This window comes from Pseudomonas sp. AIG (assembly GCF_977020205.1).
This window is the reverse complement of the sequence record NZ_CDROCK010000011.1, coordinates 34,522-54,915: the sequence shown is the minus strand read 5'-3', so window position 1 is coordinate 54,915 and position 20,394 is coordinate 34,522. Positions and strand designations below refer to the sequence as shown.

Genomic DNA, 20,394 nt, shown 5'->3' with positions numbered 1-20,394 from the left:
TCATTTTGACCATCCGCCCGTCACCGCTGTTAGTCCCGGGACGCGACAGCTATAATCTGCCGCTTTCCTCTTTGCCAAGACCCCAGCAGACCATGACTGAGTCCGTTCTTGACTACATGACCCGATTGGGTCGCGCCGCCCGCGAAGCCTCCCGGGTCATCGGCCGTGCCAGCACCGCGCAGAAAAACCGCGCCTTGCAGGCTGCTGCCAATGCCCTGGACGCCGCGCGCGCCGAGCTTGCCGCCGCCAATGAGCAGGATCTGGCAGCCGGTCGCGCCAATGGTCTGGAGCCGGCACTGCTGGAGCGTCTGGAACTGACCCCGGCGCGCATCGACGGCATGATCGTCGGTTTGCGTCAGGTCGCTGCACTGCCGGACCCGGTCGGTGCGATCCGCGACATGAGCTTCCGTCCGTCGGGGATTCAGGTTGGCAAGATGCGCGTGCCGCTGGGCGTGATCGGGATCATTTACGAGTCCCGTCCCAACGTGACCATCGATGCCGCCAGCCTGTGCTTGAAGTCCGGCAACGCGACCATCCTGCGCGGTGGCTCCGAAGCGATTCATTCCAACCGGGCGATTGCCGCGTGCATTCAACGAGGTCTGGCCGAGGCCGAGTTGCCCGCCGCCGTGGTGCAAGTGGTCGAAACCACCGACCGTGCCGCCGTTGGCGCGATGATCACCATGCCCGAGTACGTCGACGTGATCGTGCCGCGCGGTGGCCGTGGCCTGATCGAACGCATCAGCCGCGATGCCCGGGTGCCGGTGATCAAGCATCTGGACGGCATCTGCCACGTTTACGTCAGTGCCCACGCCGATCTGGCGAAAGCCCAGCGCATCGCTTTCAATGCCAAGACTTATCGCTACGGCATCTGCGGTGCGATGGAGACTTTGCTGGTCGATCAAACGGTTGCGAAAGATTTCCTGCCGTCGATGGCGGCCCAGTTCCGCGAAAAAGGCGTCGAACTGCGTGGTTGCGAGCGCACTCGGGCGATCATCGAGGCCGTTGCTGCCAGCGAAGACGACTGGAGCACCGAATATCTGGCGCCGATTCTGTCGATTCGCGTGGTCGATGGGCTGGATCAGGCCATTGAACACATCAACCATTACGGCTCCCATCACACCGACTCGATCGTCAGCGAACACCTCGCCGACACCCGTCGGTTTGTCGCGGAAGTCGACTCGGCGTCGGTGATGATCAATACCCCGACCTGCTTCGCCGATGGATTTGAATACGGATTGGGTGCCGAGATCGGCATTTCTACTGATAAGCTGCACGCCCGCGGCCCGGTGGGCCTCGAAGGACTGACCTGCGAGAAGTACATCGTGGTCGGTGATGGCCAGTTGCGCGGCCAGGCGCCGGTCTGACTTGTCCGACCTCGACCTGACAGCGCCGCAGCCCGGCAACGAAACCCGTCCGCGACGCATTGGCGTTCTGGGCGGTACATTCGACCCGGTGCACATCGGCCATTTGCGCGGTGGGCTGGAAGTCGCCGAAGCGCTGGCACTCGATGAGCTGCGCCTGACGCCGAGTGCACGGCCGCCACATCGCAATACGCCGCAGGTGTCGGCGCAGGACCGCTTGGCGATGGTCGAGTGCGCGGTGGCCGGAGTGCCGCCGCTGGTGGTGGATGCCCGCGAACTGCAGCGGGACAAACCGTCCTACACCATTGATACCCTGGAGTTGATGCGCGCCGAAATGCCCGCTGAAACCCAGGTTTTTCTGCTTTTGGGCTGGGACGCATTTTGCGGCCTGCCCACTTGGCACCGCTGGGAAGAGTTGCTCCAGCATTGCCACATCCTGGTGCTACAGCGCCCGGACGCCGACAGCGAACCGCCGGATGCCTTGCGCAACCTGCTGGCAGCGCGTTCGGTGAGCGACCCGCTGGCCCTGAAAGGGCCGAGCGGACAGATTGCATTCGTCTGGCAGACACCGCTCGCGGTTTCCGCCACCCAGATCCGTCAACTGCTGGCCAGCGGTAAGTCGGTACGTTTCCTGGTGCCCGACGCGGTCCTGGCCTACATCGATGCGCACGGTCTGTACCGTGCGTCGAACTGAGCAAGGCGTGCTTCACTGATACGAATCCACGTATCGCCAAGCCGCCGAATATATGAGCAAAACGAGTTTTATATGACTGACAAAGACCAAACCAAAGTAAAGCGCAAAGGCACATTCAAGAGCGCCCCGCTGCCAGAGCCGGTCAACACCAATGAGCCGCTCAAAGGCGACGAGCTGGTCAAACTTGCCGTTGCAGCCCTGGAAGACGTCAAGGCGCAAGACATTCAGATCATTGATGTTCGCGAAAAGCAGAGCATCACTGACTACATGATCATCGCCACCGGTACGTCCAACCGCCAGATCAACGCGATGCTTGACAAGGTTCGCGAAGAAGTCAAAAAGCAGGGCGCCAAGCCGCTGGGCGAAGAAGGCAAGGGCGACAGCGACTGGGTGCTGCTCGACCTGGACCTGGTGATCGTGCACATGATGACTGCCTCGGCACGCCAGTTTTACGACCTGGAACGCCTGTGGGCCGGTGCCGAGCAGAGCCGTGCGGCCGACGCCAAGCACCACAGCCCGGAAAACACCCACGAGCACTTCACCAAGCTCAACAAAGACCAGCTGTAAGGGATTGCTGTGCGACTGCGCCTGATCGCCGTCGGTTCACGCATGCCCAAGTGGGTGGAAGAAGGCTGGCATGAATATGCCAAGCGTCTTCCGTCCGAGCTGGCGCTGGAACTGGTGGAAATACCGCTCAATACCCGTGGCAAGAATGCCGACGTGGCCCGTTTCATCCGCCAGGAAGGCGAAGCCATGCTGGCCAAGGTCGGGCCGAACGAGCGGATCGTCACGCTGGAAGTCCACGGTAAACCCTGGAGCACCGAGCAGCTGGCGGTCGAACTCGACCGTTGGCGGCTGGATTCGCGCACGGTCAACTTCATGGTCGGTGGCCCGGAAGGGCTGGCGCCGGAAGTCTGTGCCCGGGCCGACCAGCGCTGGTCGTTGTCGCCGCTGACGTTGCCGCACCCGCTGGTGCGGATCCTGATCGGCGAACAGTTGTATCGTGCCTGGACCGTGTTGTCCGGTCACCCTTACCACAAGTAATCCAGCCCTCATGTCTCAGCCGATCCGCATCAAGGACCACGAAAAGGACGCACGCCTGGTGCGTAGCCGCGTCGTGTTCGGGGCCATTGCGATCATGCTGTTGATCGGCGTGCTGATCGCGCGGCTGTATTACTTGCAGGTGATCCAGTACGAGTACCACTCGACGCTCTCGGAAAACAATCGCGTTCACGTACAGCCGATTCCGCCGACGCGCGGGCTGATTTTCGACCGTAATGGCGTGGTGGTGGCGGACAACCGTCCGAGCTTCAGCCTGAGCATGACCCGCGAGCGCTCCGGCGACTGGCAGCAAGTGCTCGACGTCATCGTCGAAGTGCTGGAACTGACGCCCGAAGACCGGGTGATTTTCGAAAAGCGCATGCGCCAGGGGCGTCGGCCGTTCGAGCCGGTGCCGATCCTGTTCGAGCTGAGCGAAGAGCAGATCGCCCGCATCGCCGTTAACCAGTTCCGCCTGCCCGGCGTGGAAGTGGTCGCGCAACTGGTTCGTCACTACCCGCAAGGCGCGCATTTTGCGCACTCGGTCGGGTACATGGGGCGGATCAACGAGAAAGAGCTGAAGAGCCTCGATCCGGTCAACTACAGCGGCACCCATCACATCGGCAAAACCGGCATCGAGCGTTTCTACGAACCGGAATTGCACGGTCAGGTCGGTTACGAAGAAGTCGAGACCAACGCCCGTGGCCGTGTGTTGCGTGTGCTCAAACGCACCGATCCGATTCCCGGCAAGGACATCGTTCTGAGCCTGGACATCAAGTTGCAGGAAGCGGCCGAGGCAGCGTTGGGCGGCCGTCGCGGCGCGGTGGTGGCGCTCGATCCGAAGACCGGTGAAGTGCTGGCGATGGTCAGTCAGCCGAGTTTCGACCCGAACCTGTTCGTCACTGGCATCAGCTTCAAGGCTTATGCCGAGCTGCGGGATTCCATTGATCGACCGCTGTTCAATCGTGTGCTGCGCGGTCTTTATCCGCCGGGCTCGACGATCAAACCGGCGGTGGCGATTGCCGGTCTTGATTCCGGCGTAGTGACGGCATCGAGCCGGGTGTTCGACCCTGGCTACTACATGCTGCCCAACTACGATCATAAATACCGTAACTGGAACCGCACCGGTGACGGTTTCGTCGACCTCGATACGGCGATCATGCGTTCCAACGACACCTACTTCTATGACCTGGCGCACAAGCTCGGCATTGATCGATTGTCGACGTATATGAACAAGTTCGGCATCGGCCAGAAGGTCTCGCTGGACATGTTCGAAGAATCCCCCGGCCTGATGCCGTCCCGCGAGTGGAAGCGGGCGACGCGCAAACAGGCGTGGTTCCCTGGCGAAACCCTGATTCTCGGGATCGGCCAGGGCTACATGCAATCGACCCCGCTGCAGCTGGCCCAGGCCACGGCGCTGGTTGCCAACAAAGGCGTCTGGAATCGTCCGCACCTGGCCAAATCCCTCGAAGGGGTGAAGCCGGTGGACGAGAATCCGATGCCGGACATTGTCCTGCGCGATCCGTCGGACTGGACCAAGGTCAACCACGGCATGCAGCAGGTGATGCACGGCGCTCGCGGTACCGCGCGCAAAGCGGCCATCGGTGCGCAATATCGTATCGCCGGCAAATCGGGTACGGCGCAGGTCGTGGCGATCAAGCAGGGCGAGAAGTACGACCGCTCCAAGGTTCAGGAGCGCCACCGCGACCACGCCTTGTTCGTCGGTTTCGCTCCGGCCGATGACCCGCGCATCGTCGTATCGGTGATGGTCGAGAACGGTGAGTCCGGCTCCGGCGTTGCCGCGCCAGTGGTGCGCCAAGTGATGGACGCCTGGCTGCTCGATCAGGACGGACGTTTGAAGGCCGAATACGCCAGCCCAATCAGTGCGGAGGCTACGGCCCGTGATGAATAACTTTGATCGCATGCTCTCCAGCGAGGATGTGATGCGTCGCCGTGCGACGTTGCTGCAAAGACTGCATATCGATGGCCCGCTGTTGATCCTGTTGCTGATTCTCGCTGCCGGCAGCCTGTTCGTGCTGTATTCGGCCAGTGGCAAAAGCTGGGATCTGTTGGCCAAACAGGCCACCTCGTTCGGCATCGGTCTGGTGTCGATGATCGTTATCGCGCAGTTCGAGCCGCGTTTCATGGCCCGTTGGGTGCCGCTCGGCTATGTGATCGGCGTGGTGCTGCTGATGGTGGTGGACATCATGGGGCACAACGCCATGGGCGCGACGCGCTGGATCAACATCCCCGGGGTGATCCGCTTCCAGCCTTCGGAATTCATGAAAATCCTGATGCCGGCGACCATCGCCTGGTATCTGTCCAAACGCACACTGCCGCCGCAGCTCAAACACGTCGGCATCAGCCTGATGCTGATCGGTGTGCCGTTTGTGTTGATCGTGCGCCAGCCTGACCTCGGTACTTCGCTGCTGATTCTGGCGGGCGGTGCGTTCGTGTTGTTCATGGGCGGATTGCGCTGGCGCTGGATACTCAGCGTGCTGGCGGCGGCGATTCCGGTGTCGGTGGCGATGTGGTTTTTCATCATGCACGACTACCAGAAGCAGCGAATCCTGACTTTTCTCGACCCGGAAAGCGATCCGCTTGGCACTGGCTGGAACATCATTCAGTCGAAAGCCGCGATCGGTTCCGGCGGCGTATTCGGCAAGGGCTGGCTGCTCGGCACCCAGTCGCACCTGGACTTCCTGCCGGAAAGCCACACTGACTTCATCATTGCCGTACTCGGCGAAGAGTTCGGCCTGGTGGGCATTTGCGCGCTGCTGCTGATCTATCTGTTGTTGATCGGCCGGGGGCTGGTGATCACGGCTCAGGCACAGACGTTGTTTGGCAAATTGCTCGCCGGTTCGTTGACCATGACGTTTTTTGTTTACGTTTTCGTCAACATCGGTATGGTCAGTGGCCTGTTGCCGGTCGTAGGGGTGCCGTTGCCGTTCATTAGCTACGGAGGAACTTCGCTGGTGACGCTGCTGTCAGCGTTTGGGGTTTTGATGTCGATCCATACCCATCGCAAGTGGATCGCACAGGTTTGAATAAGGTGAAGAGTTCAATGCAAGTAATGCGTGGCTGGGCGACTCGATGCGCGCCGCTGGTAGGCCTGATGGGCCTCCTGGGCAGCGTGCAGGAAGCGCTGGCCGGCGAATACGAAGGCTCGCCGCAGGTGGCCGAGTTCGTCGGTGAAATGACCCGCGACTATGGTTTCGCCGGTGAGCAACTGATGGCGGTGTTCCGCGAGGCTCAACGCAAACAGGCGATTCTCGACGCCATTTCAAAACCTGCCGAGCGGGTCAAACAGTGGAAAGAATATCGCCCGATGTTCATCACCGACGCGCGCATCGCTCGCGGTGTGGACTTCTGGCGTCAACACGAGGCCACGCTGGCCCGCGCTGAGCAGGAATACGGTGTACCGGCACAAGTCATCGTGTCGATCATCGGCGTTGAAACCTTTTTCGGACGTAATACCGGCAATTACCGGGTGATCGATGCGTTGTCGACGCTCGGTTTCGACTATCCTCCCCGTGCCGAATTTTTCCGCAAGGAACTGCGTGAGTTCCTGTTGCTGGCGCGCGAAGAACAGGTCGACCCACTGACCCTCAAAGGCTCTTACGCCGGGGCCATGGGCCTGCCGCAGTTCATGCCGAGCAGCTTTCGCGCGTATGCGGTGGATTTCGACGGTGACGGCCACATCAATATCTGGAACAACCCGGATGATGCGATCGGCAGCGTCGCCAGTTATTTCAAGCGTCACGGCTGGGTCGCCGGTGAGCCGGTGGTCAGCCGCGCCGATGTCCGTGGCGAGCAGGTCGATGAAGGCCTGACCACCGGCATCGAGCCGACGAAAACCGTTGGAGAGTTGCGGGCGCTGGGCTGGTCAAGTCATGATGCGCTGCGCGATGATATGCCGGTGACTGCATTTCGCCTCGAAGGCGAGAACGGCCCTGAATACTGGATGGGTCTGAAGAATTTCTACGCGATCACGCGTTATAACCGCAGCGTGATGTACGCCATGGCCGTACATCAACTGTCTGAACAGCTGGTACAAGCACGGGGCGTCAAGTAATGCGGGCATTGCCTAACAATAAACCCCTGAAGCTGGTGGCATTCGCTGCGTTGGCGGTGCTGGTCGCCAGTTGTTCGACCAGCCGTTCGCCGACTCAGAAAACCACCAATACCGCCGTGCGGGCGCAGCCGGGCCTGGACATCAATCGCGCGCACAAAGACGGCGCCCCTTGGTGGGACGTCGATGTGTCGCGCATCCCGGATGCCACGCCAACCCTGCACACCGGTCCGTACAAGGCCAACCCGTACACCGTACTGGGCAAGACCTACTTCCCGTTGCAGGAATCCAAGACCTATGTCGCTTCCGGCACGGCGTCCTGGTACGGCACCAAGTTTCACGGTCAGAACACCGCCAACGGCGAGGTCTACGACCTGTACGGCATGAGTGCCGCCCACAAGACATTGCCACTGCCAAGTTACGTTCGGGTGACCAACCTGGACAACAACCGCACGGTGATCCTGCGCGTCAACGACCGTGGGCCGTTCTATTCCGATCGCATCATCGACTTGTCCTACGCCGCCGCGAAAAAACTCGGTTACGCCGAAACCGGCACCGCGCGCGTCAAGGTTGAAGGCATCGATCCACAGCAATACTGGGCCGCCAAGGGGCGTCCGGCACCGCTGATGCTCAACGAACCGCAGGTCGCGCAGAACAGCGCGCCGGTGATCACGGCCTCGGCCGGCACCGTCGAGCAGTGGACGCCGCCACCGCAGCAACATGCCTCTGACACCGTCCCCGTGCCGATGAGTGCAAAAAAAAACGCTTCTGCAACAGCAACTGGCCAGTATCTGCAGGTGGGCGCGTTCGCCAACCCGGACGCTGCAGAACTCCTGAGGTCGAAGCTCAGCGGGATGGTGAGCGCTCCGGTGTTCATCAGCTCGATCGTGCGCAATCAGCAGACCCTGCACCGGGTTCGCCTGGGGCCGATCGGCTCGCCGGGTGAAATTGCCCAGGTGCAGAACAGCGTGCGCCTGGCCAACCTTGGTTCACCAAGTGTGGTCACCGAGTAATACGTAGAACTTGATTGACGGTTCGCTTGCGGTATTGGGGGGTGAACCAGGTTGTTGGCTCGTCGAAGAACAAAAGCCCGGCAAGGGTGACTGGAGTGAGCAACTGAACACGCGATGGCTCGTTAGAAAGTCATCTGATTAAATTTTGTCCGCAAGGACAGTTTCCATTAGCGATTTCGAGAGACGGATGAACATCACCACCTTTGCCAAACGCCTGTGTCTGCTAGTCCCGCTGCTCCTCTCGCCAGCCGCCTTCGCGGCCGAGATGATGCCGTCGCCACCGCAACTGGCTGCCAAAGCCTATGTTCTGATGGATGCCAGCAGCGGCAACGTGCTGGTCGAGAACAACGGCGACCAGCGTCTGCCACCGGCCAGCCTGACCAAGCTGATGACCGCGTACATCGCGACCCTGGAAATCCGTCGTGGCCAGATCGGTGAAAACGATCCGGTGACCGTCAGCGAAAACGCCTGGCGCACCGGCGGTTCGCGGATGTTCATCAAGGTCGGCTCGCAGGTGACTGTCAGCGACCTGCTGCACGGCATCATCATCCAGTCCGGCAACGACGCCAGCGTGGCGCTGTCCGAGCACATCGCCGGCAGCGAAGACGCGTTCGCCGACCTGATGAACAAGACTGTGGCTGATCTGGGCATGACCAATTCCCACTTCATGAACCCGACCGGTCTGCCAAACCCTGAGCACTACTCGTCGGCTCACGACATGGCGATCCTGGCCCGTGCGATCATCCACGAAGACCCGGCTCACTACGCGATCTACTCGCAGAAAGAGTTCTTCTGGAACGGCATCAAGCAGCCTAACCGCAACCTGCTGCTGTGGCGCGACAAGACCGTTGACGGTCTGAAAACCGGTCACACCGATGAAGCCGGCTACTGCATGGTGTCTTCGGCTGTACGTGACGGCCAGCGTCTGATCGCCGTGGTGTTCGGCACCAACAGCGAAGTGGCTCGCGCCGCTGAAACCCAGAAGCTGCTGACCTACGGCTTCCGCTTCTTCGAAACCCAGACCTTCTATCAGAAGGGCACCGAACTGGCTCAGGCCCCGGTCTGGAAAGGCACCACCAATCAAGTCAAGGCCGGCCTGGCTGAAGACCTGACCATGACCCTGCCAAAAGGCCAGCTGAAGAAGCTCGCTGCCAGCATGACCATGAACCCGCAACTGACCGCGCCAATCGCCAAGGGCGACGTGATCGGTAAAGTCGAAGTCAAACTGGAAGACAAGGTCGTGCACAGCGCTGACCTGATCGCTCTGGATGGCGTCGAGGAGGGTGGTATCTTCCGCCGCATGTGGGATAGCATCCGTCTATTCTTCTACGGCTTGTTCAACTGATTTGTGTTGACCTGCATGGCCCCGCCCCGATCCGGTGCGGGGCCATGCGCGTTATCACGGCTTGCGCTCAAGAGGCCGTTACGCCATGACCGATACCGAAGTAAAGGCGCCAAAGATCGAATTCCCTGTCACGGATTATCCCGTTAAGGTGATCAGCGATACCGGTGTGGGCAACAAAGACAAGATCATCGACATCGTCAAGAAACACGCGACCATCAATGATGAACGCATCGACGAGCGTCAAAGCACCAACGGCAAATACACCACGATTCAGTTGCACATCGTCGCGACCGATCAGGATCAGCTGTACAACATCAACAGCGAACTGCGGGCGACCGGCTTCGTGCACATGGTGTTGTGATGCCGGGCACGCTGGGCTTTCGTGAGCTCGGCCAGATGGCGTACGAGCCGGTCTGGCATGCCATGCAACGGTTTACCAACGAACGCGGCAGCGATGCCGCCGACGAAATCTGGCTCGTCGAACACCCTCCGGTGTTTACGCAGGGCCAGGCCGGCAAGGCCGAACACCTGTTGCTGCCGGGGGATATCCCGGTGGTGCAGGTCGATCGCGGCGGGCAGGTGACTTATCATGGCCCCGGCCAGTTGGTGGCCTATCTGCTGCTGGATGTACGCAAGCTGGGTTTCGGCGTGCGTGATCTGGTCAGCCGCATGGAGCTCTGCCTGATTGAACTGCTGGCCAGCTACGGCGTAACCGCTGCAGCCAAGCCAGATGCTCCCGGCGTGTACGTCGACGGAGCGAAAATCGCTTCTCTGGGTTTGCGGATTCGCCACGGTTGCTCCTTTCATGGCCTGGCCCTGAACGTGGATATGAACCTGGAACCGTTTCGACGGATTAATCCCTGCGGCTATGCCGGGCTGGCGATGACCCAGCTGAGCGAACACGCAGGATCGATTGAATTTGCCGAGGTAAGTGCCCGGCTGCGCGCGCAGCTCGTCAAACACCTCGACTATGCTGAGCAGACGACCCTGACGGGCGGAATCGACTGATATGACTACTGATGCAGTGCAAACCATGATCCCGACGCTCGACGTGACCGAGCGCCCGGCCCCGCGTCCCAAGGTTGAAGCCGGCGTCAAGCTGCGCGGCGCCGAGAAGGTTGCACGCATCCCGGTAAAGATCATTCCGACCACCGAACTGCCGAAGAAACCTGACTGGATTCGTGTGCGCATCCCGGTTTCGCCGGAAGTCGACCGGATCAAGAGCCTGCTGCGCAAACACAAGCTGCACAGCGTTTGCGAAGAAGCGTCCTGCCCGAACCTCGGCGAGTGCTTCTCCGGCGGCACCGCGACTTTCATGATCATGGGCGACATCTGCACCCGTCGCTGCCCGTTCTGCGACGTCGGCCACGGTCGTCCGAAGCCACTGGACGTCAACGAGCCGGAAAGCCTGGCCATCGCCATCGCCGACCTCAAGCTCAAGTACGTGGTGATCACCTCGGTTGACCGCGACGACCTGCGTGACGGCGGTGCCCAGCACTTTGCCGACTGCATCCGCGAAATCCGCAAGCTGTCGCCGAACGTGCAACTCGAGACTCTGGTTCCGGATTATCGTGGCCGCATGGACGTCGCGCTGGAAATCACCGCCGCCGAGCCGCCGGATGTGTTCAACCACAACCTGGAAACCGTGCCGCGCCTGTACAAGGCTGCGCGTCCGGGTTCGGATTACCAGTGGTCGCTGACCCTGCTGCAACGCTTCAAGCAGATGATGCCGCACATCCCGACCAAATCCGGCCTGATGCTGGGTCTGGGCGAGACCGACGAAGAAGTCATCGAAGTCATGAAGCGCATGCGCGAACACGACATCGACATGCTGACCCTCGGCCAGTACCTGCAACCGTCGCGCAGCCACTTGCCGGTGCAGCGCTTCGTGCACCCGGACACCTTCGCCTGGTTCGCCGAAGAAGGTTACAAGATGGGCTTCAAGAACGTGGCTTCCGGCCCGTTGGTGCGTTCTTCGTACCATGCGGACGAGCAGGCCAAGCTGGTCAAGGCGGAGCTGCTGGGTTCCTGATCCGGCGCTGAATGAAAAAATGCCCGCCGAGGTTTTAACGCCCGGCGGGCATTTTTTTGCCCGTCTTACATTCGCTGCTGATTTTTCCCGCAACCTGCGGCGTGGCCGACCCTCTTCTGTTTGCCCCCGTTCCTGACTACTGTGTGTGCATGACTCACAGGGAGATCCAAGGATGACCGTTCGACCGACCCATACTCTTTGCCCACACAGAGCCGTGCCTGCACTGCCCTCGGAAGGTTTGATCGGCGTCATTGCGCCTGCCGGCCCCGGAACTCTGGACACCGATAAGGCAGTGCAATGGATGCGCGCCCGGGGTTATGGGTTGAAGGTGTTTCCCGGTGTCTATGAAAAGGACGGCTATCTGGCCGGCAGTGACGATGTACGCCTGCGTGATCTGCACGCGGCGTTCGCTGATCCCGAGGTCGACGCGATCATTTGCCTGCGCGGCGGCTACGGTACGCCGCGATTGCTGGATCGCATCGACTATGACCTGCTGAGCCGCAACGCCAAGCCCTTCGTCGGCTACAGCGATATCACCTCACTGCACCTGGCCATCAGTCGATACGCAGGATTCGTGACTTTTCACGGTCCGCTACTCAACGCTGACCTGTTGGGCGACAAAGAGCCGCCGACGGTCACTTCGTTCTTTGCCATGCTGCGCGGGCAATTGAAGGCGGGAAGTGTGTTTAGCCATCCGGTGGCTTATCCGTTGACTACCGTCGAACCTGGTGTCGCGCACGGGCGCTTGCTCGGCGGTAATCTGGCGATGATCGCCGCTACCTTGGGCACGCCTTATGAAATTGATGTTGAAGGGGTGATCCTGCTCATTGAGGACATCAACGAGCCGCTGTACCGCATCGACCGCTTGCTGACGCAGATGCGTCTGGCTGGCAAGTTGGCGAAGTTGCGTGGGGTGTTGGTCGGGGATATTGCCGGCGTGGATGTCGCAGCGCTGAACCGCTTGCTCAAGCAGACTTTCGAGCCGTTGCGGATTCCGGTGTTGTCGGGGTGGCGTAGCGGGCATTGCGATCCGAACCTGACGCTGCCGATGGGCGCGCTGGTGCGGCTGGATGCCGGGAAGCAGGAATTGATGCTGGAGCAGGATGTCGTGATCAAGGCCTGAAGGTTTACTGCCTGTAGTCAGTCTTCGCGAGCAAGCTCGCTCCCACATTTGATCTGTGGCGTTCACAGAACCAGTGTGGGAGCGAGCTTGCTCGCGAAAGCGATATCAGCCATACGACAATCGTTCTACTGAGTCCGCAGGCTTTCCAGCAACTGGTGCGTCGGATACCCGTCCGCCGGCCAGCCAAACGACTGCTGGGCACTGCGAATCGCTTTACGCGTATTGGCGCCGATAATCCCGTCCGCCGTGCCGGCGTCGTAATTGCGCGCGGTCAGCAGGGTTTGCAATTCCATACGCTCGGTACGGCTCAGCGGCAGGTCATCTTTCGGCCAACTGCCGTTGATCAAGCCGCCACCGCTGAAACGTTCGGACAACAGGCTCACTGCCAGCGCATACGACGAAGAGTTGTTGTACTTGAGGATCGCGCGGAAGTTGTCGAGGATCAGGAACGCCGGGCCACGATAGCCCGCCGGTAGCAGCAACGCAGCGGAGAGTTGTTCGGAACCCGCCGGTACTTGGCCGCCATTCGGCAGAGTCACGCCCAACTGACGCCATTCGGCGACACTCTTGCGAATCGCGCCATCAGCCAGCGTGTAGTTGAAGCTGCTCGGCAGCTGTACTTCAAACCCCCACGGCTGGCCACGTTGCCAGCCAGAGCTTTGCAGGTAATGCGCGGTGGATGCCAGTGCATCCGCTGGGCTACCCCAGATATCGCGGCGGCCATCGCCGTCAAAATCCACAGCGTGGGTGTTGTAGGTGGTCGGAATGAACTGGGTCTGCCCCATGGCGCCAGCCCACGAGCCGAGCATCTTCTCTGGCGTGATGTCACCCTGTTGCAGGATCTGCAGCGCAGCGATCAATTGCGCGTGGGCAAAGCCCGGCCGACGGCCTTCGTAGGCGAGGGTGGCCAGCGAATTGATCACCGATTTGCTGCCCTGAAACTGACCGAAATTGCTTTCCATACCCCACACCGACACCAGCGCCTGGCGGTCAACGCCATAACGTTGCTCGATGCTTTGCAGAATATCGGCGTACTGGCTGATCAGTGCCTGGCCCTTGCGCACGCGCAGTGGCGAAAGTGCGCCGTCGAGGTATTCCCACACCGGGCGGGAGAATTCCGGCTGACTGCGGTCGGCCCGAATCACGCTGGCGTCGAAGCTGACATTGGCAAAGGCGCGATCGAACAGCTCAGGGCTGATCCCGGCGGCCAGCGCATCTTTGCGAAAGCCCGCTTGCCATTCGGCAAAAGTCTGGGTCGGCTGAAGATCAAGCGGGTCGGCGGACGGCACTACCGGCGGGATAATCGCTGGGGCCGTTGCGACAGGCGCGGCTTGAAGGGGTTGCGCGTCGGCGGCGGTCGGTTTTTCCGCGCAGGCGACAAGCAGAATGAAGCTGGAGGCAGCGATCAGTTGGCGAACAGGCCAACGACGGGAAAGACTAAAGGGCATGCACGGTTCCAGGGGATACGAATCAGGTGCAGACCTTAACATGACCGAGGGGTACTGCGCTTCAGGCAGCCAGAAAGTAAGAAGCCTCCCAGCTGTCAGACTGGAAGGCTTCGCGGCGGTAGCTGCCTTTACCCTTGGTTGGTCGTTCCTGGCGACTGCGGAACAGGGGCTGGGCGACGATGGATTTGGCCTTGTTGGGGCCATGTTTCGATGGCTTTTTGCTCATGAGGGTTCTCTCGAGTGAGTGGGTTTTGCGGGGGAAATAATCTGCCGATGTCGGGCGTCTGTCCAGTCCCTGATAGGTAGGAATGTTCTGATGCTTTCGCGAGCAAGCTCGCTCCCACATTGAAATGCATTCCAAATGTGGGAGCGAGCTTGCTCGCGAATGGCCGTTATGCGGTAGAGCAGGTTATTCGGCGGGGAGTGTCAGACGCTGGCCAGACATCAACAGCGCCAAGCGGCTCAGGCTCATCCACGGCGAACCGGCCGCCTGACCTTTGATCTGCGCATCGATACGCTGAGCTTCGAGCAACAACTGCGCCCAGCGTTGCGCGGAGTAGCGTTGCAGGGCCTTGCTCATCAAGGGTTTGCGCTTGTCCCAGACCGGCGGCTTCGCTTGACTGAAACACTTGTCCAGCGGCGTGCCCTGGCTGTACTGCAGCGAGATGTTGGCCAGCAGACGCAACTCCCGCGCCAGCGCCCAGAGAATCACCGGTGGCTCGACACCCTCGCCACGCAAGCCTTCCAGCATGCGCAACGCATGGGCCGGTTCGCCGTTGAGCACCGCATCCGTCAACCCAAACACATCGAAGCGGGCACTGTCCGCAACGGCGGCCTGCACGGTTTCGACGGTGATCTGGCCACCTTCGGCCATCAGCTTGAGCTTTTCGATTTCCTGCGCGGCGGCGAGCAAATTGCCCTCAACGCGTGCAGCAATCAATTCGACGGCGTCCTGGCTGGCCGACAAACCGGCCTGCGACAGGCGCTGACGAATCCAGCTCGGCAACTGATTGGCATCCACCGGCCAGATCTGGATGAACTGGGTTTGCTGACCTTCGACCAGCGCCTTGCCCCACTTGGTCTTCTGCGCACTGCCATCGAGCTTGGGCAGGCTGATCAGCAGAACGGTGTCTTCAGCCGGACGCGAGCAGTATTCGATAAATGCAGCAGCCCCCTTGTCGCCGGGCTTGCCCGAAGGCAGGCGCAGTTCCAGCAGGCGTTTTTCCGAGAACAACGACATGCTGGCGCCGGCCTGCAACAACGTGCCCCAATCGAAATTGGCGTCGGCGGCGAAGACCTGGCGTTCGTCGAAACCTTGCTGGCGCGCAGCACTGCGGATGGCGTCGGCGGCTTCCTGGCACAGCAGCGGGTCATCGCCGCTGATGATGTAGACCGGGGCCAGAGCACCTTGCAGGTGTTTACCGAGTTGGGCGGGAGCGAGCTTCATAAGAAAGGTCGAACGGGGCGCCTGAGCGCCCCGAACGTCTTACTGCTGCGGTATTTCGAGCGGCGACTGACGCGGAGTTTCCGCTTCAGCTTTTTGCGCCGCTTGCAGCGCATCGGCTTCTGCCTTGGCGCGATCATTGGCCGCTTGCTGCAGTTGTTGCAGTTGGCCCGGCGTCAGTTGCTGCAGACGCAGCATCATGCGCTGAACCAGTTCGCGAGTGGTTTCGCGACGGGCGTCGTTGGCTTCCTGATCGGAGCCCACGAGGTTGTTACCGTCGTGAATGAACACTTTCTGAACTTCAAGTTTGTCGCTGAGCAGTTGCAGGTTCTTGTCGCCACGGATCTCATAGTTCAGAACAGTGTTGACCTGATACTCGCCTGTACGACCGGCACCGGCGTAGCTGAGGATGCGCTGGCTCTCCTGCTGGTCAGCCAGGTACAGCTTGTACGGAGCACCGCTGTAAACCTTGACGCCGCTCGACTCCAGCACCTGACGCAGTTGCGTGACCGTCTCGCCGTAGGCGTTACGGGCGCTCAGGTCGAGTTCCTTGATCGACAGTTCGTTGGTGCCGGTACCGCGCAGCTGGAAACCGCAGGCGCTCAACAGAACGGCGAGGCCCATCACCAGCAGATTGCGTTTGATCATTGTGTTGCTCCCCTTGAAACCACGTGGGCCGACGGTGCGGCCCGAAAGGTTTTACTTGGCGTCAGGCGAACCTGACGTCCGATCCAATTAGCTGGCGACGATATTGACCAGTTTCCCGGGCACTACGATCACTTTACGAATAGTCAGGCCGTCGACGAAACGCAGAACGTTTTCGTTGGCGCGCGCTGCGGCTTCAACTTCTTCACGCGTTGCGCTGGCTGGCATGTCGATCTGGCCGCGCAGTTTGCCGTTGACCTGAATAACCAGGGTCAGGCTGTCCTGCACCAGTGCACTTTCGTCCACGGCCGGCCAACCGGCGTCGATGACCGCGTTGGCGTGACCCAGTTGATTCCACAGGTCGTGGCTGATGTGCGGGGTGATCGGTGCCAGCAACAGCGTCACGGCTTCAAGACCTTCGTGTACCAGTGCGCGATCCTGCTCGGTGCCTTGTGCGGCTTTTTCCAGCACGTTCATCAACGTCATCACCTGAGCGATGGCGGTGTTGAATTTGTGGTTCTGGCCGACGTCGTGGCTGGCTTGCTTGATGGCCACGTGGATCGAACGGCGAACGGCTTTCTGCTCGTCGTTCAGGCTGGCGATGTCCAGTTTGCCCGGCAAGCCCTGTGTCACGTGGGCTTGCGCCAGACGCCAGACGCGCTTGAGGAAACGGTGCGAACCTTCAACGCCGGAGTCGGACCATTCGGCGCTCATGTCGGGCGGCGAGGCGAACATCATGAACAGGCGGCAAGTATCGGCGCCGAACTGGTCGATCATCGACTGTGGATCAACGCCGTTGTTTTTCGACTTGGCCATCTTCTCGGTGCCGCCGATTTCCACCGGCAGACCGTCGGATTTCAGTTTGGCGCTGATGACCTTGGCTTTGCTGTCGCGCTCGAGTTCTACGTCCGCCGGGTTGAACCAGGTGTAAGCACCATTGGCTTCGCGGCGGTAGTAAGTCTCGGCGATGACCATGCCTTGGGTCAGCAGGTTCTTGAACGGCTCGTTGGAGCTGACCAGGCCTTCGTCACGCATCAGCTTGTGGAAGAAGCGCGCGTAGAGCAGGTGCAGAATCGCGTGTTCGATACCGCCGATGTACTGATCCACCGGCAACCAGTGATCGGCTGCGGATTTTTCCACCAGACCGCCTTCAAAGTGCGGCGAGGCGTAACGGGCGTAGTACCACGACGACTCGACGAAGGTGTCCATGGTGTCGGTTTCACGCTTGGCAGGCTGGCCGCATTTCGGGCAGCTGCACTCGTAAAACTCTGGCATGCGCGCCAGCGGTGAACCGGCGCCGTCCGGCACCACGTCTTCCGGCAGGACCACAGGCAGTTGGTCTTCCGGCACCGGCACGTCACCGCAAGTGTCGCAGTGGATGATCGGGATCGGGCAGCCCCAATAGCGCTGACGGCTGATGCCCCAGTCGCGCAGGCGGAACTGGGTACGCGAGGCGCCCAGTTCTTTTTTGATCAGCGCAACTTCCATGGCGTCGAACGCGCCGGCGAAGTCGAGACCGTCGAACTCGCCGGAGTTGATCAGCGTGCCGTGCTCGCCGTAGGCGTCTTGCCACGGGGCCGGGTTGCTGTCTCCAGAGCTGGTGCGCACGACCGATTTAACCGGCAGGTCGTATTTGTGAGCGAATTCGAAATCGCGCTCGTCGTGCGCCGGTACCGCCATCACAGCGCCGTCGCCGTAGTGCATCAGTACGTAGTTGGCGACCCACACCGGCAGTTTTTCGCCAGTCAGCGGGTGCTCGACGAACAGGCCGGTCGGCAGGCCTTTCTTTTCCTGCGTGGCGACGTCGGCTTCAGCGACGCTGCCGCCCTTGCATTCAGCGATGAACGCTTGCAGCTCAGGGTTGTTTTTCGCGGCCAGCGTGGCCAGCGGGTGCTCGGCAGCCACGGCGACATAGGTTGCGCCCATCAGGGTGTCCGGACGGGTAGTGAAGACTTTCAGAGTGCCGGCTTCGCCGATCGAGTCGACGTTGTACGGGAACTGCACTTCCATGCCGCGGGATTTGCCGATCCAGTTGCGCTGCATGGTCTTGACCTGTTCAGGCCAGCCAGTCAGTTCGTCGAGGCTCTCCAGCAGTTCATCCGCGTAGGCGGTGATCTTGAAGTAGTACATCGGGATTTCGCGCTTTTCGATCAGCGCGCCGGAACGCCAGCCGCGACCATCGATCACCTGTTCGTTGGCGAGAACGGTCTGATCGATCGGGTCCCAGTTCACGGTGCCGTTTTTACGGTAAATCACGCCTTTTTCGAACAGGCGAGTGAACAGCCATTGTTCCCAGCGATAGTAATCCGGCTTGCAGGTAGTGACTTCGCGCGACCAGTCGACCGCCAGGCCCAGGCTGCGCAGCTGGGTCTTCATGTAGGCGATGTTTTCGTAGGTCCACTTGGCCGGGGCGACGTTGTTCTTCATCGCGGCGTTTTCCGCCGGCATGCCGAACGCGTCCCAACCCATCGGTTGCAGAACATTCTTGCCGAGCATGCGCTGGTAGCGGGAAATCACGTCGCCGATGGTGTAGTTGCGCACGTGCCCCATGTGTAGCTTGCCGCTGGGGTAAGGGAACATCGACAGGCAGTAGTAGGTTTCCTTGCCTGGCTGTTCACTGACTTCAAAGGACTTTTGCTCGTCCCAGAACGACTGGGCGGCGGCTTCGATTTCACGGGGCTGATATTGTTCGTGCATGGCTACTTTTGTACTGGATAGGGGTGGCCTAATCCTCTTCAACGCAGGTTCCGGGGTTGGCCCGGACGAGCTGGAAGTGGAATTACAGGAAGCGCCGTAGCATACATGACCGCGCTTGGCCTAGGGAAACCCTGATTACAGCTACATGCGCCGCAACACATGCGCCGGGGGCCGTTGGTCGCGGCGCGCAGCCGGTTTGTGCAGCGAAGCTAAGCTCTAACTGGGGAGTGAGTCTTATCTTCAATGAGGTGAGGGATGGTGGAGCAACGGCAAAAAAACGTGACGAAACCCGAGTTGTACGAGAGGTTGATCGATCGTCTGGGTATGGCCCTGGACGCTGTAAAAACCGCTGACCGGCTGCGCGACGAGCGCCCCCTGGAACTGGAATTGCGTGGCTTGAGCCCCGCCGAGTTCAAACTGGTCAAGGCCTATCTGGATCGCAGTGAACGTGAAACGCACGGATGCTTGTCACAGGCAGTGAAGCAGCTCGATGCAGCACATTCGGCCAAGGTCATCTGGCTCAAGGACAAGGCGCCCGGCAGAGACACCGTCAAGGTTCGCTCTGTGCAGGCCAAGTAAGCGCATGGCAGGTCAAGAACCGGATCTTTTTCTACAGGATCCCACCTATTGGTTGTAACGCTTTATTAACACTCTTAGGCTTCGGGCATCTCTGGAGATGCTCGATGCCCTTTCGTTATTTCATCAAACAACTTTTATTGCCGCCCGGCATTCTTTTGCTGTTGTTGCTCGCTGCGTGGTGGTTGCGCCGCTCTCGGCCGCGCCTGGCTGGCGTGTGTTTTGCCCTTGGCTTTGGCGGATTGTGGCTGATGAGCCTGCCCGTCGTGGTGCAGTGGGGCGCCAAAGCGCTGGAGCGCGAGCCGCCGTTGGCCCGTGAAGAGTGGGCGACGTTGGCGCAGCGGGCCGATGCCATTGTGGTGCTGGGTTCCGGGCGCGAGCGTGGTGATCTGGCGTGGGGTGAGGATCAGCCGACTGGCGTGGGGCTTGAGCGCCAGCGTTATGCGGCGCGCCTGGCCAAGGCGTCGGGCCTGCCGATTCTGACCACGGGTGGCTTGCATTACGGTACGCCGCCGACCGAGGCGAAGTTGATGGCGGATTCATTGCGTGATGACTTCGGTGTGACCGTGCGTTGGCAGGAGGGTGAAAGCCGCACCACGTGGGAAAACGCCAAGCTCAGCGCCGATATCTTACTGCCGCAGGGGATCAAACGCGTGCTCGTGGTGACGCAGGCCTGGCATATGCCGCGCTCGGTGTGGAGTTTTCAACAGGCAGGATTTGAAGTGGTGCCGGCGCCGGTAGGCTTTTTGGGCACCGATAACGCCCGACCGTTTGGTGGCTGGTTGCCGGAGTTCAAGTCGATCTGGCAGAGCGGGCAGTTGTTGAATGAAGCGGTGGGGCAGGTGGGGTATTCACTGTTTTACCGCGGTGATTGATCGTTCCCACGCTCTGCGTGGGAATGCATCC

The 20,394-nt window shown here is 60.6% G+C and carries 20 protein-coding genes; 15 read left to right on the top strand and 5 right to left on the bottom strand.

The annotated features are described in order from the left end of the window. Positions 1 to 92: 92 nt before the first annotated feature. From ACWR1S_RS09430 to ACWR1S_RS09370, 13 genes are all read left to right on the top strand, one after another. Entirely contained in the window at positions 93 to 1,364 is a 1,272-nt protein-coding gene (locus ACWR1S_RS09430) for a glutamate-5-semialdehyde dehydrogenase (RefSeq protein ID WP_454563286.1), read from the top strand. Then, positions 1,333 to 2,055, top strand: coding sequence for a nicotinate-nucleotide adenylyltransferase (gene nadD, locus ACWR1S_RS09425; RefSeq protein WP_454563285.1), 723 nt, complete (start codon positions 1,333 to 1,335; stop codon positions 2,053 to 2,055). The genes ACWR1S_RS09430 and nadD overlap by 32 nt, the downstream gene beginning before the upstream one ends. A gap of 72 nt (positions 2,056 to 2,127) precedes the next feature. Continuing rightward, positions 2,128 to 2,622, top strand: coding sequence for a ribosome silencing factor (gene rsfS, locus ACWR1S_RS09420; RefSeq protein WP_454563284.1), 495 nt, complete (start codon positions 2,128 to 2,130; stop codon positions 2,620 to 2,622). A 9-nt stretch (positions 2,623 to 2,631) separates the two neighbouring features. Then, positions 2,632 to 3,099: a 23S rRNA (pseudouridine(1915)-N(3))-methyltransferase RlmH gene (rlmH, locus tag ACWR1S_RS09415; protein WP_003185785.1), complete on the top strand. Its 468-nt coding sequence runs from the start codon at positions 2,632 to 2,634 to the stop codon at positions 3,097 to 3,099. Positions 3,100 to 3,109: 10 nt separating this feature from the next. Continuing rightward, positions 3,110 to 5,005, top strand: a complete 1,896-nt coding sequence (mrdA, locus tag ACWR1S_RS09410; protein WP_454563283.1) for a penicillin-binding protein 2 — start codon at positions 3,110 to 3,112, stop codon at positions 5,003 to 5,005. 31 nt (positions 5,006 to 5,036) lie between these two features. Further along, on the top strand, positions 5,037 to 6,140 hold the full coding sequence (gene rodA, locus ACWR1S_RS09405; protein WP_454563333.1) for a rod shape-determining protein RodA: 1,104 nt from the start codon (positions 5,037 to 5,039) through the stop codon (positions 6,138 to 6,140). 17 nt (positions 6,141 to 6,157) lie between these two features. Then, positions 6,158 to 7,168: a lytic murein transglycosylase B gene (gene mltB / locus ACWR1S_RS09400; protein WP_454563282.1), complete on the top strand. Its 1,011-nt coding sequence runs from the start codon at positions 6,158 to 6,160 to the stop codon at positions 7,166 to 7,168. Continuing rightward, positions 7,168 to 8,178, top strand: coding sequence for a septal ring lytic transglycosylase RlpA family protein (locus ACWR1S_RS09395; protein ID WP_175553131.1), 1,011 nt, complete (start codon positions 7,168 to 7,170; stop codon positions 8,176 to 8,178). The genes mltB and ACWR1S_RS09395 overlap by 1 nt, the downstream gene beginning before the upstream one ends. Positions 8,179 to 8,365: 187 nt before the next feature. Beyond that, complete coding sequence (locus ACWR1S_RS09390) at positions 8,366 to 9,523, top strand: D-alanyl-D-alanine carboxypeptidase family protein (RefSeq protein ID WP_007909601.1); 1,158 nt, start codon at positions 8,366 to 8,368, stop codon at positions 9,521 to 9,523. A gap of 85 nt (positions 9,524 to 9,608) precedes the next feature. Continuing rightward, positions 9,609 to 9,884, top strand: a complete 276-nt coding sequence (locus ACWR1S_RS09385; RefSeq protein WP_039761816.1) for a DUF493 domain-containing protein — start codon at positions 9,609 to 9,611, stop codon at positions 9,882 to 9,884. Beyond that, the gene (gene lipB / locus ACWR1S_RS09380; RefSeq protein ID WP_141126548.1) at positions 9,884 to 10,531 is read left to right on the top strand and encodes a lipoyl(octanoyl) transferase LipB; all 648 of its coding nucleotides are present in this window, start codon (positions 9,884 to 9,886) and stop codon (positions 10,529 to 10,531) included. The genes ACWR1S_RS09385 and lipB overlap by 1 nt, the downstream gene beginning before the upstream one ends. Before the next feature lie 25 nt (positions 10,532 to 10,556). Further along, positions 10,557 to 11,555, top strand: a complete 999-nt coding sequence (gene lipA / locus ACWR1S_RS09375; RefSeq protein WP_161986515.1) for a lipoyl synthase — start codon at positions 10,557 to 10,559, stop codon at positions 11,553 to 11,555. A gap of 172 nt (positions 11,556 to 11,727) precedes the next feature. After that, positions 11,728 to 12,678, top strand: a complete 951-nt coding sequence (locus tag ACWR1S_RS09370) for a S66 peptidase family protein (RefSeq protein ID WP_454563281.1) — start codon at positions 11,728 to 11,730, stop codon at positions 12,676 to 12,678. 125 nt (positions 12,679 to 12,803) lie between these two features. Here ACWR1S_RS09370 and ACWR1S_RS09365 read toward each other — a convergent pair whose 3' ends face one another. The 5 genes from ACWR1S_RS09365 to leuS form a co-directional block, all read right to left on the bottom strand. Then, positions 12,804 to 14,126, bottom strand: a complete 1,323-nt coding sequence (locus ACWR1S_RS09365; protein WP_454563280.1) for a lytic murein transglycosylase — start codon at positions 14,124 to 14,126, stop codon at positions 12,804 to 12,806. 61 nt (positions 14,127 to 14,187) lie between these two features. Next, the gene (arfA, locus tag ACWR1S_RS09360; protein ID WP_016986126.1) at positions 14,188 to 14,352 is read right to left on the bottom strand and encodes an alternative ribosome rescue factor ArfA; all 165 of its coding nucleotides are present in this window, start codon (positions 14,350 to 14,352) and stop codon (positions 14,188 to 14,190) included. A 183-nt stretch (positions 14,353 to 14,535) separates the two neighbouring features. Further along, complete coding sequence (gene holA / locus ACWR1S_RS09355; RefSeq protein ID WP_454563279.1) at positions 14,536 to 15,573, bottom strand: DNA polymerase III subunit delta; 1,038 nt, start codon at positions 15,571 to 15,573, stop codon at positions 14,536 to 14,538. Positions 15,574 to 15,612: 39 nt separating this feature from the next. After that, positions 15,613 to 16,218, bottom strand: a complete 606-nt coding sequence (locus tag ACWR1S_RS09350) for an LPS-assembly lipoprotein LptE (protein WP_242206939.1) — start codon at positions 16,216 to 16,218, stop codon at positions 15,613 to 15,615. Positions 16,219 to 16,305: 87 nt separating this feature from the next. Beyond that, complete coding sequence (gene leuS / locus ACWR1S_RS09345; RefSeq protein WP_454563278.1) at positions 16,306 to 18,912, bottom strand: leucine--tRNA ligase; 2,607 nt, start codon at positions 18,910 to 18,912, stop codon at positions 16,306 to 16,308. Positions 18,913 to 19,167: 255 nt separating this feature from the next. On the opposite strand from leuS, the gene ACWR1S_RS09340 reads away from it, so the two are divergent. Beyond that, positions 19,168 to 19,491: a hypothetical protein gene (locus tag ACWR1S_RS09340; RefSeq protein WP_077574659.1), complete on the top strand. Its 324-nt coding sequence runs from the start codon at positions 19,168 to 19,170 to the stop codon at positions 19,489 to 19,491. A gap of 104 nt (positions 19,492 to 19,595) precedes the next feature. Next, a complete protein-coding gene (locus tag ACWR1S_RS09335) occupies positions 19,596 to 20,363 on the top strand; it encodes a YdcF family protein (protein WP_454563277.1) in 768 nt (255 codons plus the stop codon). Positions 20,364 to 20,394 lie beyond the last annotated feature (31 nt).

Excerpts from the sequence above, each read along its gene's own strand:
- ACWR1S_RS09430 (WP_454563286.1), top strand. The coding sequence starts at position 93 with ATGACTGAGTCCGTTCTTGACTACATGACCCGATTGGGTCGCGCCGCC.
- nadD (WP_454563285.1), top strand. The coding sequence starts at position 1,333 with ATGGCCAGTTGCGCGGCCAGGCGCCGGTCTGACTTGTCCGACCTCGAC.
- rsfS (WP_454563284.1), top strand. The coding sequence starts at position 2,128 with ATGACTGACAAAGACCAAACCAAAGTAAAGCGCAAAGGCACATTCAAG.
- mrdA (WP_454563283.1), top strand. The coding sequence starts at position 3,110 with ATGTCTCAGCCGATCCGCATCAAGGACCACGAAAAGGACGCACGCCTG.
- rodA (WP_454563333.1), top strand. The coding sequence starts at position 5,037 with ATGCGTCGCCGTGCGACGTTGCTGCAAAGACTGCATATCGATGGCCCG.
- mltB (WP_454563282.1), top strand. The coding sequence starts at position 6,158 with ATGCAAGTAATGCGTGGCTGGGCGACTCGATGCGCGCCGCTGGTAGGC.
- ACWR1S_RS09395 (WP_175553131.1), top strand. The coding sequence starts at position 7,168 with ATGCGGGCATTGCCTAACAATAAACCCCTGAAGCTGGTGGCATTCGCT.
- ACWR1S_RS09390 (WP_007909601.1), top strand. The coding sequence starts at position 8,366 with ATGAACATCACCACCTTTGCCAAACGCCTGTGTCTGCTAGTCCCGCTG.
- ACWR1S_RS09385 (WP_039761816.1), top strand. The coding sequence starts at position 9,609 with ATGACCGATACCGAAGTAAAGGCGCCAAAGATCGAATTCCCTGTCACG.
- lipB (WP_141126548.1), top strand. The coding sequence starts at position 9,884 with ATGCCGGGCACGCTGGGCTTTCGTGAGCTCGGCCAGATGGCGTACGAG.
- lipA (WP_161986515.1), top strand. The coding sequence starts at position 10,557 with ATGATCCCGACGCTCGACGTGACCGAGCGCCCGGCCCCGCGTCCCAAG.
- ACWR1S_RS09370 (WP_454563281.1), top strand. The coding sequence starts at position 11,728 with ATGACCGTTCGACCGACCCATACTCTTTGCCCACACAGAGCCGTGCCT.
- ACWR1S_RS09365 (WP_454563280.1), bottom strand. The coding sequence starts at position 14,126 with ATGCCCTTTAGTCTTTCCCGTCGTTGGCCTGTTCGCCAACTGATCGCT.
- arfA (WP_016986126.1), bottom strand. The coding sequence starts at position 14,352 with ATGAGCAAAAAGCCATCGAAACATGGCCCCAACAAGGCCAAATCCATC.
- holA (WP_454563279.1), bottom strand. The coding sequence starts at position 15,573 with ATGAAGCTCGCTCCCGCCCAACTCGGTAAACACCTGCAAGGTGCTCTG.
- ACWR1S_RS09350 (WP_242206939.1), bottom strand. The coding sequence starts at position 16,218 with ATGATCAAACGCAATCTGCTGGTGATGGGCCTCGCCGTTCTGTTGAGC.
- leuS (WP_454563278.1), bottom strand. The coding sequence starts at position 18,912 with ATGCACGAACAATATCAGCCCCGTGAAATCGAAGCCGCCGCCCAGTCG.
- ACWR1S_RS09340 (WP_077574659.1), top strand. The coding sequence starts at position 19,168 with ATGGTGGAGCAACGGCAAAAAAACGTGACGAAACCCGAGTTGTACGAG.
- ACWR1S_RS09335 (WP_454563277.1), top strand. The coding sequence starts at position 19,596 with ATGCCCTTTCGTTATTTCATCAAACAACTTTTATTGCCGCCCGGCATT.